Genomic DNA, 15,904 nt, shown 5'->3' with positions numbered 1-15,904 from the left:
TCCAAGAGTGGGTGCTAGTCCGAAAGGCAAACTATTATCAGAATTTTGTCGTTTGAGCTGTCTGCGTAACGGTTTTATTTATTTTGCAGATTGATGGACTGTGAAGTGATAAAAAAAGCCGCTTGATAGCGGTTTTTGATAATAATTCTGCCTGATGCAGAATTTGGTGGGGTTTTTTTGGTGGGTCCAGTGGGGTTCGAACCCACGACCAAGGGATTATGAGTCCCCTGCTCTAACCCCTGAGCTACAGACCCGTGAAGCGCGTATTGTAGCCAAGATGGATTGCTATTGCAAGGTTTTACATAAAAAATCATCCGCTGTGCGCGGATGATTTTGGTTTTAAAAGATAAAAAGTTTACTGTTTGTTTTCGTCGCTGTCGAGGAAGCTTTTCAGCCGGTCGGAGCGGGTAGGGTGGCGCAGTTTACGCAGGGCTTTGGCCTCAATCTGGCGAATACGCTCACGGGTAACGTCAAACTGTTTACCGACTTCTTCGAGGGTGTGGTCGGTATTCATGTCGATGCCAAAGCGCATACGCAGTACTTTGGCTTCGCGTGGGGTGAGGCTTTCGAGTACATCTTTGGTTACTTCACGCAGGCTAGAGTACATGGCTGCATCTGCTGGTGCTACGTTGTTTGCGTCTTCGATAAAGTCGCCCAGATGTGAATCGTCATCATCGCCAATCGGTGTTTCCATGGAAATGGGTTCTTTGGCGATTTTCATGATTTTGCGGATTTTGTCTTCCGGCATTTCCATCAGCTCAGCCAGCTTGGCGGAATCGGCTTCTTCGCCATTTTCCTGTAAATACTGGCGGGAAATGCGATTCATTTTGTTGATGGTTTCAATCATGTGTACCGGAATGCGGATGGTACGCGCCTGATCTGCAATTGAGCGGGTGATGGCCTGACGAATCCACCATGTAGCATAGGTGGAAAATTTATAGCCACGCCGGTATTCGAATTTGTCTACGGCTTTCATCAGGCCGATGTTGCCTTCCTGAATCAGGTCGAGAAATTGCAGGCCGCGATTGGTGTATTTTTTGGCAATGGAGATAACCAGACGCAGGTTGGCCTGAATCATTTCCTGCTTGGCCGCGGCTGTTTCCTGCTCGCTTTTGACCATGTTTTTGTTAATCTGTTTGAGTTCGTCCAGTGAAATCTGGGCGGTTTGTTCGAGGTTGGCCAGTTCGGTTTGCTTTTCGATGATGGCATACTGGAAGCGGCGCAGGGCTTCGTTCCAGACACGGTTCAGGGACAGTTCTTCATCTACCCAGCCCAGATCAGTGGTACGGTTGGCGAAGCTTTTGATAAAGTAGTCGCGTTCCATGTGTACTCGGTTGAGGGCGATATCGCGGATGTCGCGTTCGAGTTGCCGTACCTGACTAACGCGCATGCGCAGGTTGTCGCACAGGCTTTCTATCTGACGGGTAGCAAAACGCACTTGCAATAGCTGTTCGGCAATTTCTTGTTGCAGTTTGAGGTAGTCGGCATGCTGGCTGCCTTTTTCCTGTAAGGCGGCAACCATGGCTTCATAGAGGCTTTGAATACCATCGAAATGTTCGAGGGTTTTCTGGCGCAGTTCTTCGAGATTAGCGGATGCGGCCAGTGCTGCGTTTTCTTCGTCGCTTTCTTCGGAGTCGTCGTCAACTTCTACGCTGTCGTCGCTGTCGTCAACAACTTCGGCATCGTCGCTTTTGCTGTCTAGTCCTAGGCCGAGTTCGTCCAGTAGTTCTTCATGCGGGTCGACGATGGCTTCGACTACTTCATCTACTTTGATTTCATCTTTGCGTACGGCGTCGATGAGGGTCAGTATTTCTGCAACTGAACCGGGACAGGCGGAAATGGCCTGAATCATGTTGCGCAGGGCATTTTCGATTTTTTTGGCGATGATGATTTCATCTTCGCGGGTTAGCAGGTCTACTTGTCCCATTTCGCGCATGTACATGCGTACGGGGTCGGTAGTGCGGCCGAATTCGTTGTCTGCATTGGACAGTGCTGCTTCTGCTTCGGCTACTGCATCATCGTCGGTCATGTTGGCGGTGTTGTCGCCCATCAACAGACTTTCGGCATCAGGTGCTTCTTCGGTAACTTGAATGCCGAGGCCGGAAATCATGGAAACGATGTTGTCAATCTGATCCGCATCTGACATTTCGTCAGGCAGGGCATCGTTGATTTCGGCGTAGGTGATGTAACCACGTTCTTTGCCTTGAATAATGAGCTGGCGCAAGCGGGCGCGCTGTTCTTCTGCGGTTAATGGGCGTGCGTCATCCTGCTCTTGGCTGGTATCGATGGTAGTCTTTTTCAGTGTTGAGTTTGCCATGGTTTACTCGATGTATTTGCAGCGGCTTTGTCGCTGCAAGCGGTTGTAATGGTCGTCATTCTATGCTGACGGTATCTTGGGCGGGCTTAAGAGCAGCAGTAGTAACTGTTTTTCGTCGGCACTTAGTTTTCCATGCTGGAGTTTGCGCTTCAACGCATCAATCTGCTGTGTCTTAAGGTTGTCCAGTAATTTTTGCATGCCCTGTTTGAACGTGGTGCAGTCATCTTCATTTCCTGGCTGCATAACATCCGGTGAATCCAGATAGTCATGGATAATCTGCCGGATGACGGGTTCAAATTCTGTGTTACGCATCAGTTCCAGCACGGCACCGCTGTTCAGTGGTGTAACGGAGGCTTGTATGCGTTCGGCCAGCGCGGCGAGGCATGCATAGTCGCCGTGCAGGTCGAGATATTCTGGTAGTTCTATATATACGGCCCATTGTGGATTTATCAATAGTGCGCGTATCTGCTTTTGTGCCAGTGACATGACAGGGGGCTGCCGGAATGTATTCTGGGGTAAGCGGTAATTTTTCTGTTGTATGGCCGGTTGTCTGGGTTGCTGCTGTCCCAGTAGCTGAGCCAGATTATGTTCGTCTATGCCTACTTTCTGGCTAAGTTCCTGACGGAGCAGGAAAGACAATGCTGGTGCCTTGATTTGTGCTAGTAAGGGGCTAGCCGTTTTAATCAGTTCGGCTTTGCCTTCTTGTGTGTTGAGATCGATGTTTTCAGTCAAGGTTTGCCAGAAGTAGGCTGATAATGGCAGGCTTTGATTGAGTAAAGCATCTTCAAAGGTTTTTAAACCATGGCTGCGTACGTAGCTATCGGGGTCGTGTTCGGCCGGTAAAAACAGGAAGTGTAAAATTTTGTCATCTTTTAGCTGGGGCAAGGCATTTTCCAATGCGCGCCAGGCGGCTTTTTTGCCGGCAGTATCACCATCAAAGCAGAAATAGATGTGATCACTTTGTCGCATTAATAGGCGTACATGTTCGGCTGTGGTGGCTGTGCCCAGTGCAGCTACGGCATAGCCCAAACCAAACTGTGCCAGTGCGACTACGTCCATATAACCTTCTACTACCAGTACTCGTTGGGCTTCTTTGATTGCAGCTCGTGCTTCATACAGGCCATACAGGTTTCGGCCTTTATCAAATAAGGGGGTTTCTGGTGAGTTGAGGTATTTAGGTTCGCCGGTTTCAATGATGCGGGCACCAAATCCGATTATCTGGCCACGTGTGCTGCGGATGGGAAACATGATGCGATCGCGAAAACGGTCGTAATGGCGGTCATCTTTGGTGATAACCATGCCGCTGTTTACTAGTGCATTGCTTGGATAGGGCTGGAAGACTTTGGCTAGTGCCTGCCAGTCATCCGGGGCATAGCCGAGGCCGTAATGTATGATGATTTCGTCACTGAGGCCGCGTTGCTGTAAATAATTTTGGGCACGCAATGAGGTTTTTAGTTGCTGCTGATAGTAGGTGGCGGCTGCGGCGGTGGTTTGCTCAAGGGTCTGCTGTTGCTGTTTGTGTGCTTTTTGTGCCTGTGGATTACTGTTGCCGGCCTGTTTTGGGACGGTTGTGCCAATACGGTCGGCCAGAAACTGTACGGCTTCCTGAAAACTCAGTCCCTGATATTCCATAATAAAGCCTATGGCGGAACCATGCACGCCACAGCCAAAGCAGTGATAAAACTGTTTGGTGGGGCTAACGGAAAAGGAGGGCGATTTTTCTTTATGAAATGGGCAGCAGGCCATGTAGTTGGCTCCGCTTTTTTTTAGCGGTACAAACTCTTCGATTACGTCGACGATATCGATTTTGTTCAATAGTTCGTCAATAAATTCGCCTGGTATCATGCCAACTACGCCTGTCTACTTCTATGCTAAAGATTTAAAACCTGTTTTTTAGGTTTGTTTGTGCTGCTGTTGTTAATTATCAGGCTAAAAGCTGTTTGATTTTTTTGCTGACTTCACTCATGTCGGCTTTGCCAGCCAGTGTTTTTTTCAAAACACCCATTACTTTGCCCATGTCACTTGGTTGTGTGGCACCTACGCTGGCAATGGCATCTTTGATTGCGGCTTCAATTTCGGTGTCATCTAGCATTTTAGGCAGGTATTGTTGCAGCAGATTGATTTCTGCCTGCTCTTTTTCGGCCAGATCATCTCTGCCACCTTCAGTATACATACGTACAGATTCTTTGCGCTGTTTGACCATCTTGCTGATGATTGCTGTGAAGCGACTATCGTCTACTTCGATTCGCTCGTCTACTTCGATCTGTTTTATTGCAGCCAGTGCCATGCGAATGGTAGACAGGGTAGTTGCATCATGGTTGCGCAAGGCTGTTTTCATGTCTTCCTGCAATTGTTGTTTTAGGCTCATAATGGATGCTCGCAATGAAATGAATAAGTATTAAGTGAATTGATAGTTGGTAGTTTACTGCTGTGATTCTGGTTTGCTACAGTTTTTACTTGTTAAAATGCAAATACCGCAAGCAATAGCCTGCGGTATTGTTTTTTCAATGGTGTTTACCCAGCTACAAGATTTTATGAGCCGGCGATACCAATTAACCAATTAATAGTATTTTGGTTGCAATTGCTGGCTGCGCAAGCGTTTCTGCAAACGTTTTACGGCTGCTGCTTTTTTGCGTTTACGTTCGGTAGTTGGTTTTTCGTAAGCTTCGCGTGCACGTAGCTCGGTCATCAGGCCGGTTTTTTCTACAGTGCGTTTGAAACGGCGCATTGCAACTTCAAAAGGTTCATTTTCTTTTACACGTACAGAAGGCATGTTTTTTCCTGAGTAAATTAATTTTGTTACTGATTTATTAATCAGCATAGTAAATACTGAATTACTGCCATTTGATGGCAAAGGCGGTGTTTACGGTACCGCATAACCGTCTACAACATCACCTCCCAAGGTGTAAATGATGGCTATATCTGTATGTAAAAGTATAAACAGATATATGGTTATTTTAAATAAATAAGGTTTAATTATGGCTGATTAAATCTGTGTCGTCAAGATGATATTGAATAGATTGATACTGATATTTTCTACAAATATCTGTGTTAGATACGGTTTACTCGGCGAATCTGGGGTATGGAGTGCAGATCGCGTGTAATCAGGTTGAGCTGGTCTAAGTCTTTTACTTGTAATACAAAGCGAAATTCGATAAATCCTTCCACGCCTTCAAGTTTTTTTGATGTGGTTTCTACCGATTTAATGTTGCTTCCATTGGAGGAGATGGCCTCAGCGATGGTGGCCAGCAGACCATGGCTATCGATAGCATTCAGGCACAGGGTGACTTGGTAGTTGTCTGCCTGCATGATATCCCAGTTGGCATCCAGTTGAAGCTCGGGATCTGTTTTCAGGATGGTGTTGCAGGTATCACGATGTATGATGATTCCCTCATCTTTAATCAGCAGTGCTTTGATGGCATCGCCGGGAATAGGGTGGCAGCATTTGGCCAGATGAATATGTGCTGATTCATTGCCGGTGAGGTTAATGGGTGCCAGTTTGATGGTGTTGTTAAAGTGTTCTCCTGCCAGCTCGGCAATATGCATGGCCACTGAAACAGGTTGCAGTAATCCCATGCCAACTTCGCACAGGATGTTTTCAAATGAGGTGTTTTTTAGGCGCAAATCAGCCAGATATTTGTCTTTCAGGCTGTCAGACAGTAAAACATTTTCTGGCAACAGGCTGGACAGTGCTTTTTGTAATAGCTTTTCACCCAGACGTATGGCATCGCAACGATTCATTTTTTTTATCTGGCTGCGGATGGCGCTGCGTGCATGGCTGGATATGGTAAAGCCTAGCCACGCTGGTGTGGGATGGCCATTACTTGAGGTGATGATTTCTACTGTATCACCTGTATGTAAACGGGTGCGCAATGGCATCAGGTTATGGTTGATGCGTGCTGATACGGTGCGGTTGCCAATATCGGTATGCACTGCATAGGCAAAATCGACGGGTGTGGCACCTTCTGGCAAGGTGATGATTTTACCTTTGGGGGTGAAAACATATACTTCATTCGGAAACAGATCAGTTTTTACATGCTCAAGAAATTCAATGGCATTGGCACTGTGAGCCTGAATGTCGAGAATGCTTTGCAGCCACTGGTTGGTGCGCATTTGTGCCTGATCAAAGCTATTCTGTTCGCCATCTTTGTGCATCCAGTAGCTGGCAATGCCGCGTTCGGCTATGGTGTCCATTTCATGGGTGCGTATCTGTACTTCTATCGGCAGGCCATATGGCCCAATCAGAATGGTATGCAGGCTTTGATAGCCATTGTTTTTGGGGATGGCAATGTAATCTTTGATTCGCCCGGGTTTAGGCTTATAAAGATTATGCAAAACACCTAAGGCGGTATAGCAGGCAGGAATGTTGTTGACAATGACTCTGAAAGCATAAATATCCATTACGTCAGCAAAGTGCAGATTTTTGCGGCGCATTTTTTCATAAATGCTGTAAAGGTTTTTTTCTCTGCCTCTTACCTGTGCTTCGATATTGGCGCTGACCAGACGCTGGCTGAAGGCGCGCAATACTTTACCGACTACGTCACGCCGGTTGCGCCGGGATGATTGAATGGCTTTTGCCAGAACTTCATAGCGATGGGGATATAAATGCCTGAAGGCTAAATCCTGCAATTCACGATAAACGTGATTTAATCCGATTCGGTTAGCCAGTTGTGCATAGATTTCCATGGTTTCCTGGGCAATGCGTCTTCGGCTGGCTGGTTTTTTTGCCGATAATGTGCGCATGTTGTGTAATCGGTCTGACAATTTGACGATAATTACGCGAACATCCTGAGTCATTGCCATTATCAGTTTGCGGAAGCTCTCGGCCTGAGCTTCCTGCTGGCTATTGTATTCGAGCTTTTCCAGCTTCGATAATCCATCAACCATATTGGCGATGGTTTCGCCAAATGATGCAATGATTTCTTCTTTGGTAGTACCGGTGTCTTCCAGTACATCATGCAGTACGCCGGCACATAAAGCTTGTATGTCTACGTGCCATTCTGCCAGCTGGGTGGCAACTGCCAGAGGGTGAGTAATATAAGGCAGGCCGCTATTGCGAAATTGCCCTTGATGCGCAATGGCACCAAATTCACATGCTTTATTAAGCAGATTTAAGTCTTCTTTGCTGAGGTAAGAAGCAATATTCAGAAGTTTATTCTGTGCTTCAGTAATAATGGCCTGATAACTGTTTTCTATTTGCTGCTGACAGCATTCCAGCTGGGTTGCTATGCTGGTGTGTGATAAAGTATTAATCCCATTAAAAATCTTCATGCCTACAGGACCCATAGCTTCGCTGGGCATATGGTTATCTGTAGTAGTGATGGATAAATCCTCGAAAGCTGTTTTGATTAAAACTGCTGTAAGTGCTTGTACACGGTGCTGGTTTTCAGCCAGTGATGTAGTAATGGCAAAACTGCGTTCAAGTAGCGCAGTTTTGCCAGTTTGCTCTGCCAGAGAGTAAATATAGGCACAAGCCTGTTCCAGTAATTTCCAGCGTTCCTGTTTGTTTAGATATTCTGTGTGTACAAACAGTTTATCACGCCATTGGTTTGCTGGCGGTTTATAGGGTAGGCTGGGTGGAAACATGGCTATTTGCCTGTATTATTTTTGCTGGTTAAGTAATTCTGTTCCAATTTGTCCGCTGGCAATTTCACGCAGGGCAATTACAGTGGGTTTGTCATGATCTTCGTCGACCAGTGCGGTAGCACCATTGGCTAGCTGGCGTGCACGCAAAGCGGCAATCATGGTTAGGTCAAAGTGATTGGGAATGCGTCCGACACAATCTTCTACAGTAATACGAGCCATAATCTGAATTCCAATCCTGATATCAGGTAAGTAAGAAATAGTTTAAAAAAATTATTCTCCGGTTAGAATCCGGGTAATTGTTTGACTTTGTGCTTGTGCACGTAATCCAACCGAGCGAATAATTGCCAGTAAATCCTGCTCTGCCTGAGTAAGCTCCTGATTGACAATTACATAATCAAACAGCTTGCTTTGCTCAATTTCTTCGCGTGATTTTTCCAGACGGTAGGCAATGACTTCTTCGCTATCAGTGCCACGGTTTTGCAGACGTTCGGTCAGTTCAGTCATTGAGGGGGGTAAAATAAAAATACTGGTTGCTTCTGGCAGTAAACGACGGATCTGTTCTGCTCCCTGAACATCTATTTCCAGAATAACGTTGTAGCCCTGCTGTGTTAATGATTCTACTGCTTTTAAACTGGTGCCGTAATAGTTGCCGTATACATTGGCATGCTCAATAAACGCATTGCCTGCAATCATTTCCTCAAATTCACTACGGCTGACAAAATGGTAATGTACACCATTTTGCTCTCCTTCACGCGGCATTCTGGTGGTATGGGAAATAGAAATACGGATATCCGGCTGATTGGCACTCAGGCGTGATACCAGTGTGGTTTTGCCTGTTCCGGAAGCAGCAGAAACGATGAAAATATGTCCAGATTGCAACATAATATAAATTTAAGGATTACGGTGGCTAATTATGCCACAGCCGTGAATGTTACGCCAATCTGGATGACGGGATTATTGCATATTCTTGCACAGTCTGTGACTGGTAATATCTTTCTTTTAGTGCTGGTTTCGGCTAAAATGCTAAATTCAATTTCCTGCTGATTGTCATGACCAAGTTTATTTTTGTGACTGGCGGTGTGGTCTCTTCACTAGGTAAAGGCATTGCCGCTGCGTCTACTGCTGCTATTTTGGAATCTCGTGGTCTTAAAGTGACCATGCTTAAACTAGATCCTTATATTAATGTTGATCCGGGTACAATGAGCCCCTTTCAGCATGGTGAGGTATTCGTTACCGATGACGGTGCTGAAACTGATCTGGATTTAGGGCATTACGAGCGCTTTATTGATGCCACTATGCAAAAGCGCAACAATTTTACGTCTGGTCAGGTTTATGAAAGTGTAATTCATAAAGAGCGTCGTGGTGATTATCTGGGCGGAACAGTTCAGGTTATTCCGCATATTACTGATGAAATTAAACGTAAGATTCATGAAGGTGCTGCCGGCTATGATGTTGCTATTGTAGAAATCGGTGGCACGGTAGGTGATATTGAATCTCTTCCTTTTCTGGAAGCTATCAGACAGATGCGTAGCCAGCAGGGAAGAGCGAATACTCTTTTTGTTCATCTATCTTATGTTCCCTTTATTGCCGCTGCCGGTGAAATCAAAACCAAGCCAACACAGCATTCTGTCAAGGAATTACGTGAAATCGGCATCCAGCCGGATGTGCTGATCTGTCGTATGGATCGGCCAATGCCGGAAGAGGAAAAACGCAAGATTGCTCTGTTCTGTAATGTTGAAGAACGTGCTGTTATTAGTTGCTATGATGTAGACAGTATTTATGAAGTACCGAGAATGCTGCATGATCAGGGTATTGACAGTATTATCTGTGAACAATTGCAACTGAATGTTCAGCAGGCTGATTTGACTGCATGGAACAAGATTGTCTACTCAGTACAACATCCGAAGCATAAAGTAAAAATTGCCATGGTGGGCAAGTATGTGGATTTGACTGAGTCATATAAATCTTTATCCGAAGCATTAAAACATGCCGGTATTCAAACTGAAACGGATGTAGATATTCACTATATTGATAGTGAAATTCTGGAAACAGATGGAACAGCCTGTTTGCAGGATATGGATGCTATTCTGGTTCCAGGCGGGTTTGGTACTCGTGGGGTGGAAGGTAAAATTGCTGCTGTACGCTATGCACGTGAACAGAAAATACCTTATTTGGGTATTTGTTTGGGTATGCAGATTGCTCTGATTGAATATGCGCGTGATGTGGCAAATCTGGAAGGCGCCAATTCAACTGAATTCAACTTGAAAACTCAGCATCCTGTTGTAGCCTTGATTAGTGAGTGGCAGGATCGCGATGGCCAGATTGAAAAGCGTGATATTAATACTAATCTGGGTGGCACAATGCGTTTAGGTGCGCAGGAAGTCAAGTTGGCTGCCGGTTCTCTGGCCAGAACTATTTATGGTAATGAGCTAATTCGTGAGCGTCATCGTCATCGTTATGAAGTTAATAACTACTATCTGCCTCAGTTACAGCAGGCAGGTCTGGTAATTGGTGGTGTATCTACGGGACATGAGCAATTGGTGGAAACTATTGAATTGCCGGATCATCCTTGGTTTTTTGCCTGTCAGTTCCATCCTGAATTTACTTCAACGCCGAAGAATGGCCATCCTTTGTTTACTGCTTTTATCAAGGCGGCATTGGCTTATAAGAAATAAATCAATTTTTTGCTTGCTGTACAGGCTACCCGTTTTTCCGGGTAGCCTGTTTTTTTTTGCCTGAATCTATTAATATTTTTGCTATCTGTAATTACATTTTGTATGATGGTTTAAGTGTTTACAAGTGGGACATATAAATTCCTCGCTATGAAAAATATTATTTTATTGGTCATTGTGGCATTGGGCCTCTGGTGGTGGCAATATGGCACGGTGGATGAACAGCAAAAGAGTCATGCGCAAGAGCAGATAGTAGAATCTTTTAAATCGATTCGGAATAATTTTACCGGCGCACCATCGACCAGCAGTCCGGTGTTGGGAGCGATTCCTGTTCAGCAGGCTCAAAATGAAAATCTGGATAAGGTACAGGTATATGGAGAGGGTAATGTGATTAAAACCTTGCCCGATGATAATAAGGGTATTCGTCATCAGCGATTTATACTCAAGACTGATAATGGTACTCTTTTGGTAGTACATAATATTGATCTGGCGCCCCGATTAGAGGGTTTGCAGCGCGGAGATAAGGTTGTTTTTACTGGTGAATATATTAGTAATGAACGTGGTGGCCTGATACATTGGACACATCATGATCCCGCTCACCGTCATGCTGATGGCTGGTTGTTATATCAGGGAAGGCGTTATCAATAAGCTTGCTGAAATATTGGATTTTAAAATTTATTATTTGTGGTTTATATTTAAATAGAGGAAATATAGTGAATAATCTTTCTTTTCGTAGTCCATTGGCTAATTTGCTGTCTGAAAACTGGTGGGTAATACTGATACGTGGGATTGCGGCTTTAATTTTTGGTTTACTGACGTGGTTTTATCCATTTATATCCATCTTGGTCATGGTGATGTTTTTTGGCATTTATGCTTTGGTTGATGGGGTGATGGGTGTTGTAATTGCTATCAGTGGTCGCCAGACGCATCAGGATTGGTGGCTGATGCTGATTTGGGGTATTGTCAGTATTCTGGCCGGTATGATGACTTTTTTTGTTCCGGGAATAACTTGGCTGGTTTTGATTACATTGATTGCAATCTGGGCATTAGTTAGTGGTATATTGCAGATCATCGCTGCTATCCGTTTGCGTCAATCTATTCATACCGAAGGATGGATGATTGTTGCGGGTATATTGTCGGTTTTGGTAGGTATTATTTTGTTTGTCAATCCTGTACAGGGCGGTATCGCACTGACATGGGTTATTGGTGTTTATGCCGCATTGTTTGGTGTAATGAATATTGCTTTGGCTTTTCGGGTGCGCCGATTTGCTACCTCAAAGATAAATGAAAATAATTAATTTTAGATCTAATTTAACATTTTCATTAAAAAACTGGCTGGTAATAAGTTAAACCAGCCAGTTTTTATCATTTAGAAAGCGCTTTTATTTCAATACTTCAGCCATTGCATTGGCTACATATTCTATATTGCTGCTATTTAAACCGGCCATACACATGCGACCATTTTCGACTAAATACACGCCAAATTCACTTTTTAAGCGTGTTACCTGCTGGGGGCTTAAGCCAGTAAAACTGAACATGCCACGCTGCTTAATGAAATAGCTGAAATCGCGTTCTGGGATTTTAGTCTGCAATACTTCGTACAAACGAGAGCGCATGGCACGAATACGGTCGCGCATGGCGTAAACTTCCTGCTCCCATTGTTGAAATAATTGATTATTATTCATCACATGGTCAACAATGCGGCCACCGTATGCGGGAGGGCTTGAATATAAACGGCGAATAGTAAATTTGAGCTGACTTTGTACCAGGCGGGCTTCTTCAGCTGTAGGACAGACTATGCTCAGACCACCAATACGTTCACCATACATGGATAGATTTTTGGAAAATGAATTACTGATATAAACACATAAGCCCATATCAACAGCTTTGCGAATAGCATAGGTATCAGTATCAATATCGTCACCAAATCCCTGATATGCTATGTCCATAAAAGGTATTAATTGCTGTTGTCTGATAATTTCCAGCAGTTCATCCCATTGCTGATGAGTAGGATCAACACCGGTAGGATTATGGCAACAGGGATGTAACAAAATAATACTGCCTGCTTCCAGTTGTTGAAGAAACTGTTTTAATTCTGTAAATTTAATGCCGATGGTTTCAGGATCATAGTAGGGATATTTATGTACTTCTATTCCTGAGCCCTCAAATATACTGATGTGGTTGCCCCAGGTAGGATCGCTGACGTAAGCTTTTGCGTGTGGGAACCAGTGGTGAATAAATTCTGCACCTATGCGTAAAGCGCCAGAACCGCCAAGGCTGGCAATAGTGGCAACCCGACCGTTTTTAATGGCTTCATGTTCACTGCCGAGCAATAGTCTTTGGCAGGCTTGTCGATAACCTGGCAGCCCGTCCATGGGTAGATAATCATGCGGCAGATGCTGTTCAACCATTCGCGATTCTACGGTTTTAACGCATTCCAGGACAGGTACATGACCAGTATCATCATAATAAACACCTACACCCAGATTCACTTTATGGCTGCGCGAATCCTGTTTGTATTGATCCATCAGACCTAATATAGGATCTCCTGGATAGTATTCGACATTCTGAAACATCTCAGTTCCTTAGAAGACAGCAATGTTATTTGACGGAAAAATGAATTGCCGTAATGCAATCCAAGGTGATTGTACCTTAAATGTCTTTACTCTTATTAATTCTTGCTGTTATTTTTTTACAAAAACCAAATCCCACACACCATGTCCCAGACGTTTACCGCGTGCTTCAAATTTTGTTTCCGGCCGATAGGCGGGTGTTGTAGCAAAATCATTAGCAGTATTTTGTAATTCCGGAAAGCTAGTTAACACTTCAAGCATCTGTTCGGCATATTCCTGCCAGTCAGTAGCCAGATGAATATAGCCGTTTTTTTGCAGTTTTGGAAGTAATTGGGCAATAAAGGGTATCTGGATCAGGCGACGTTTGTGATGGCGCTTTTTGTGCCAGGGATCCGGAAAAAAAATATGAATACCATGCAGGCTATCGTTGCTGAGCATATGATTGACCACTTCTACTGCATCGTGGCGCATCACTTTTATATTCTGAATATTCTGTTCCTGAATCAGTTTTAGCAGATTACCTACACCTGGGCCGTGTACATCAATAGCCAGAAAATCGCATGCAGGCAGATTCTGGGCAATTGCGGCACTTGCGACACCCATGCCAAAGCCGATTTCCAGAATTTTAGGTGCATTCCTATTGAATATAGTGTCTAAATCTACTATGTTTTTATTGAAATCAATACCGAATTGTGCCCATTGTGTATCAATGGCACGTTGTTGTGCAGCAGTCATGTGGCCTTGGCGAAGAACAAAGCTGCGGATACTACGAATTTGATCTTTATTGCCTTTTGCTTGCAGGTCAGGTTTATTGGTCATACTTTATCTTGCATTTAACATAAAAGTTGATAATTTGGCAGATAGGGATTCTAACATGCTTCAGGAGATATATTGCTTCAATGTTATCGCTAGTGTTTCAGTTGTTATATTGTCGGCTAACGTGGCCTGTCCAAGGGTTTTCAGCACAACAAAACGCAAGTTTCCATCAATTACTTTTTTATCATGACTCATATGGGTAAGCCATGCGTTCAATGACATTCGTGGAGGAACAACGGGCAGATTGGCGTGAGATAATATAGTAATGACACGTGCAGTATCTTCTGGGCGCAGATAGCCAAGTTGTTCAGACAAGCGGCATGCCAGTACTGTACCCGCTGCAACAGCTTCTCCATGCAACCAGTTGCCATAGCCCATTTCTGCTTCAATGGCATGGCCAAAGGTATGTCCCAGATTGAGATAAGCGCGAATACCCGTTTCTTTTTCATCTTTGCCTACAATATCGGCTTTCATCTGACAGCAGCGATAAATAGCCTGAGCTAGTACAGATGGATTTTGATCAATTAATGCAGCAATATTGCTTTCCAGCCATTGTAAGAATTCAACATCACCTAATACTGCATATTTAATTACTTCTGCCAAACCAGCGGAAAATTCGCGAGGAGGTAAGGTTTGTAAACTGTTTAAGTCGATAAATACAGCCTGAGGCTGATAAAACGCGCCAATCATATTTTTTCCCAAGGGATGATTGATTGCTGTTTTACCCCCAACAGATGAGTCTACCTGACTAAGAAGCGTGGTAGGAATCTGAATAAAAGGAGTACCGCGCTGATAAGTTGCAGCCGCAAAGCCTACCATATCGCCAATGACACCCCCACCCAAAGCCAATAAAGTAGTCTGGCGTTCAGCTCTGTGTTGCATCAGCCCGTCATAAATGAGATTCAGTGTTTGCCAATTTTTATATTGTTCGCCATCGGGCAAAATAATACTGAAATGCTCATAACCTGACTGGGTCAGAATCTGCTGCCATTGCGGCAAGTACAATGCTGCCACTGTATCATTACTAATAATGGCAATTTTATTATTGAGATAGGGTGCAAGAATACTGTGCGCGAATTCACGCAAATTACTGCCAATAAAAATTGGATATTGATGTGAGGCGGTTGCAACAGAAAGGGTATGCATGATGATTTATAATAGAGACAGTTGTTGAGAAGGTTGGCGCAGTAATCGAATTAATCGGCTAACGGTATGAGTACAATAAGGACTGCCTACATCTATTACGGTATGTGCGGTGGCACGATAAATAGGATCACGTATAGTATATAATTCCTGTAGTTTGGCTAGTGGGTCAGAGACCTGTAACAGGGGGCGATTTTTATCATGCTGAATTCTATTCAGTAAGACTTCCGGTTGGGCATGAAGATAAACGACATGGCCATTCTGTTGCAGTTTAAGCCGGTTTTCGATTTGTAAAATGGTGCCGCCACCGGTAGCAATAACAATATTTTTTTGTTGTACCAGCTCGTTGATAACCGTTGCCTCACGACAGCGAAATCCTGCTTCTCCTTCAAGTTCAAAAATGGTTGGGATGGAAACACCGGTACGTTCACAAATTACCTGATCGCTATCATAAAAGGGACGGCGTAATTTATTTGCCAGTTGTTTACCAAGAGTAGTTTTACCTGCTCCCATCAAACCGATCAGAATCAGATTGCCAGCTATATTATCCATGCTTGTTATTGTAACTGAGTGTTGCAATTTATGCATTAGTAAACTATGGTAGATAGTTGATGAATAGTGCTAAATTTAAAAATATAAAATAAATAAGTATATCTTTATTAACTTACAAATTTTTTATGATGAATGACTTATTAATTAACAAAAGAATGTTTCTATGTAGCTTTGCTGATTTGATATTTTAAAGACTACCTAATTAACCTGAAACTCAATATTTATTTATTGTTTAAATAAAAAAG

General features: G+C 44.0%; 14 protein-coding genes and 1 tRNA gene. 3 read left to right on the top strand and 12 right to left on the bottom strand.

The window, feature by feature from the left end; genetic code table 11:
* Positions 1 to 178: 178 nt before the first annotated feature.
* From GYX26_RS00565 to gmk, 8 genes are all read right to left on the bottom strand, one after another.
* Positions 179 to 254, bottom strand: a tRNA-Ile gene (locus tag GYX26_RS00565).
* Positions 255 to 355: 101 nt separating this feature from the next.
* Positions 356 to 2,317 (bottom strand): RNA polymerase sigma factor RpoD, encoded by a 1,962-nt coding sequence (gene rpoD, locus GYX26_RS00560; protein ID WP_100089691.1) that lies wholly within the window; start codon positions 2,315 to 2,317, stop codon positions 356 to 358.
* Between the two features lie 60 nt (positions 2,318 to 2,377).
* Entirely contained in the window at positions 2,378 to 4,162 is a 1,785-nt protein-coding gene (dnaG, locus tag GYX26_RS00555) for a DNA primase (protein ID WP_100089690.1), read from the bottom strand.
* A gap of 79 nt (positions 4,163 to 4,241) precedes the next feature.
* Entirely contained in the window at positions 4,242 to 4,685 is a 444-nt protein-coding gene (locus tag GYX26_RS00550; protein ID WP_174827625.1) for a GatB/YqeY domain-containing protein, read from the bottom strand.
* A gap of 192 nt (positions 4,686 to 4,877) precedes the next feature.
* The gene (gene rpsU / locus GYX26_RS00545; RefSeq protein WP_174827624.1) at positions 4,878 to 5,090 is read right to left on the bottom strand and encodes a 30S ribosomal protein S21; all 213 of its coding nucleotides are present in this window, start codon (positions 5,088 to 5,090) and stop codon (positions 4,878 to 4,880) included.
* 278 nt (positions 5,091 to 5,368) lie between these two features.
* The gene (locus GYX26_RS00540; RefSeq protein ID WP_174827623.1) at positions 5,369 to 7,903 is read right to left on the bottom strand and encodes a bifunctional (p)ppGpp synthetase/guanosine-3',5'-bis(diphosphate) 3'-pyrophosphohydrolase; all 2,535 of its coding nucleotides are present in this window, start codon (positions 7,901 to 7,903) and stop codon (positions 5,369 to 5,371) included.
* A 15-nt stretch (positions 7,904 to 7,918) separates the two neighbouring features.
* Positions 7,919 to 8,122, bottom strand: a complete 204-nt coding sequence (rpoZ, locus tag GYX26_RS00535; RefSeq protein WP_100089686.1) for a DNA-directed RNA polymerase subunit omega — start codon at positions 8,120 to 8,122, stop codon at positions 7,919 to 7,921.
* Between the two features lie 51 nt (positions 8,123 to 8,173).
* On the bottom strand, positions 8,174 to 8,785 hold the full coding sequence (gene gmk, locus GYX26_RS00530; protein ID WP_100089685.1) for a guanylate kinase: 612 nt from the start codon (positions 8,783 to 8,785) through the stop codon (positions 8,174 to 8,176).
* A 167-nt stretch (positions 8,786 to 8,952) separates the two neighbouring features.
* On the opposite strand from gmk, the gene GYX26_RS00525 reads away from it, so the two are divergent.
* From GYX26_RS00525 to GYX26_RS00515, 3 genes are all read left to right on the top strand, one after another.
* Positions 8,953 to 10,578: a CTP synthase gene (locus GYX26_RS00525; RefSeq protein ID WP_100137025.1), complete on the top strand. Its 1,626-nt coding sequence runs from the start codon at positions 8,953 to 8,955 to the stop codon at positions 10,576 to 10,578.
* A gap of 147 nt (positions 10,579 to 10,725) precedes the next feature.
* Complete coding sequence (locus tag GYX26_RS00520; protein ID WP_100113023.1) at positions 10,726 to 11,223, top strand: DUF3465 domain-containing protein; 498 nt, start codon at positions 10,726 to 10,728, stop codon at positions 11,221 to 11,223.
* Between the two features lie 65 nt (positions 11,224 to 11,288).
* Positions 11,289 to 11,873: an HdeD family acid-resistance protein gene (locus tag GYX26_RS00515; protein ID WP_202984262.1), complete on the top strand. Its 585-nt coding sequence runs from the start codon at positions 11,289 to 11,291 to the stop codon at positions 11,871 to 11,873.
* Positions 11,874 to 11,957: 84 nt separating this feature from the next.
* On the opposite strand, the gene GYX26_RS00510 is transcribed toward GYX26_RS00515, so the two are convergent.
* The 4 genes from GYX26_RS00510 to GYX26_RS00495 all read right to left on the bottom strand — a co-directional run bounded on the left by GYX26_RS00510 (position 11,958) and on the right by GYX26_RS00495 (position 15,659).
* A complete protein-coding gene (locus GYX26_RS00510; protein ID WP_174827622.1) occupies positions 11,958 to 13,151 on the bottom strand; it encodes an amino acid aminotransferase in 1,194 nt (397 codons plus the stop codon).
* Positions 13,152 to 13,259: 108 nt separating this feature from the next.
* Positions 13,260 to 13,967: a tRNA (guanosine(46)-N7)-methyltransferase TrmB gene (gene trmB / locus GYX26_RS00505; RefSeq protein ID WP_100089681.1), complete on the bottom strand. Its 708-nt coding sequence runs from the start codon at positions 13,965 to 13,967 to the stop codon at positions 13,260 to 13,262.
* A 60-nt stretch (positions 13,968 to 14,027) separates the two neighbouring features.
* On the bottom strand, positions 14,028 to 15,110 hold the full coding sequence (gene aroB / locus GYX26_RS00500) for a 3-dehydroquinate synthase (RefSeq protein ID WP_174827621.1): 1,083 nt from the start codon (positions 15,108 to 15,110) through the stop codon (positions 14,028 to 14,030).
* 6 nt (positions 15,111 to 15,116) lie between these two features.
* Complete coding sequence (locus tag GYX26_RS00495; RefSeq protein ID WP_174827620.1) at positions 15,117 to 15,659, bottom strand: shikimate kinase; 543 nt, start codon at positions 15,657 to 15,659, stop codon at positions 15,117 to 15,119.
* Positions 15,660 to 15,904 lie beyond the last annotated feature (245 nt).

The sequence above is a fragment of the Snodgrassella sp. ESL0253 genome (genome assembly GCF_013344965.1).
GTDB lineage: Bacteria > Pseudomonadota > Gammaproteobacteria > Burkholderiales > Neisseriaceae > Snodgrassella > Snodgrassella alvi_B.
Note: the sequence above shows the minus strand (reverse complement) of the source record. Positions and strands in the feature narration are given on the sequence as shown.

Excerpts from the sequence above, each read along its gene's own strand:
- rpoD (WP_100089691.1), bottom strand. The coding sequence starts at position 2,317 with ATGGCAAACTCAACACTGAAAAAGACTACCATCGATACCAGCCAAGAG.
- dnaG (WP_100089690.1), bottom strand. The coding sequence starts at position 4,162 with ATGATACCAGGCGAATTTATTGACGAACTATTGAACAAAATCGATATC.
- GYX26_RS00550 (WP_174827625.1), bottom strand. The coding sequence starts at position 4,685 with ATGAGCCTAAAACAACAATTGCAGGAAGACATGAAAACAGCCTTGCGC.
- rpsU (WP_174827624.1), bottom strand. The coding sequence starts at position 5,090 with ATGCCTTCTGTACGTGTAAAAGAAAATGAACCTTTTGAAGTTGCAATG.
- GYX26_RS00540 (WP_174827623.1), bottom strand. The coding sequence starts at position 7,903 with ATGTTTCCACCCAGCCTACCCTATAAACCGCCAGCAAACCAATGGCGT.
- rpoZ (WP_100089686.1), bottom strand. The coding sequence starts at position 8,122 with ATGGCTCGTATTACTGTAGAAGATTGTGTCGGACGCATTCCCAATCAC.
- gmk (WP_100089685.1), bottom strand. The coding sequence starts at position 8,785 with ATGTTGCAATCTGGACATATTTTCATCGTTTCTGCTGCTTCCGGAACA.
- GYX26_RS00525 (WP_100137025.1), top strand. The coding sequence starts at position 8,953 with ATGACCAAGTTTATTTTTGTGACTGGCGGTGTGGTCTCTTCACTAGGT.
- GYX26_RS00520 (WP_100113023.1), top strand. The coding sequence starts at position 10,726 with ATGAAAAATATTATTTTATTGGTCATTGTGGCATTGGGCCTCTGGTGG.
- GYX26_RS00510 (WP_174827622.1), bottom strand. The coding sequence starts at position 13,151 with ATGTTTCAGAATGTCGAATACTATCCAGGAGATCCTATATTAGGTCTG.
- trmB (WP_100089681.1), bottom strand. The coding sequence starts at position 13,967 with ATGACCAATAAACCTGACCTGCAAGCAAAAGGCAATAAAGATCAAATT.
- aroB (WP_174827621.1), bottom strand. The coding sequence starts at position 15,110 with ATGCATACCCTTTCTGTTGCAACCGCCTCACATCAATATCCAATTTTT.
- GYX26_RS00495 (WP_174827620.1), bottom strand. The coding sequence starts at position 15,659 with ATGGATAATATAGCTGGCAATCTGATTCTGATCGGTTTGATGGGAGCA.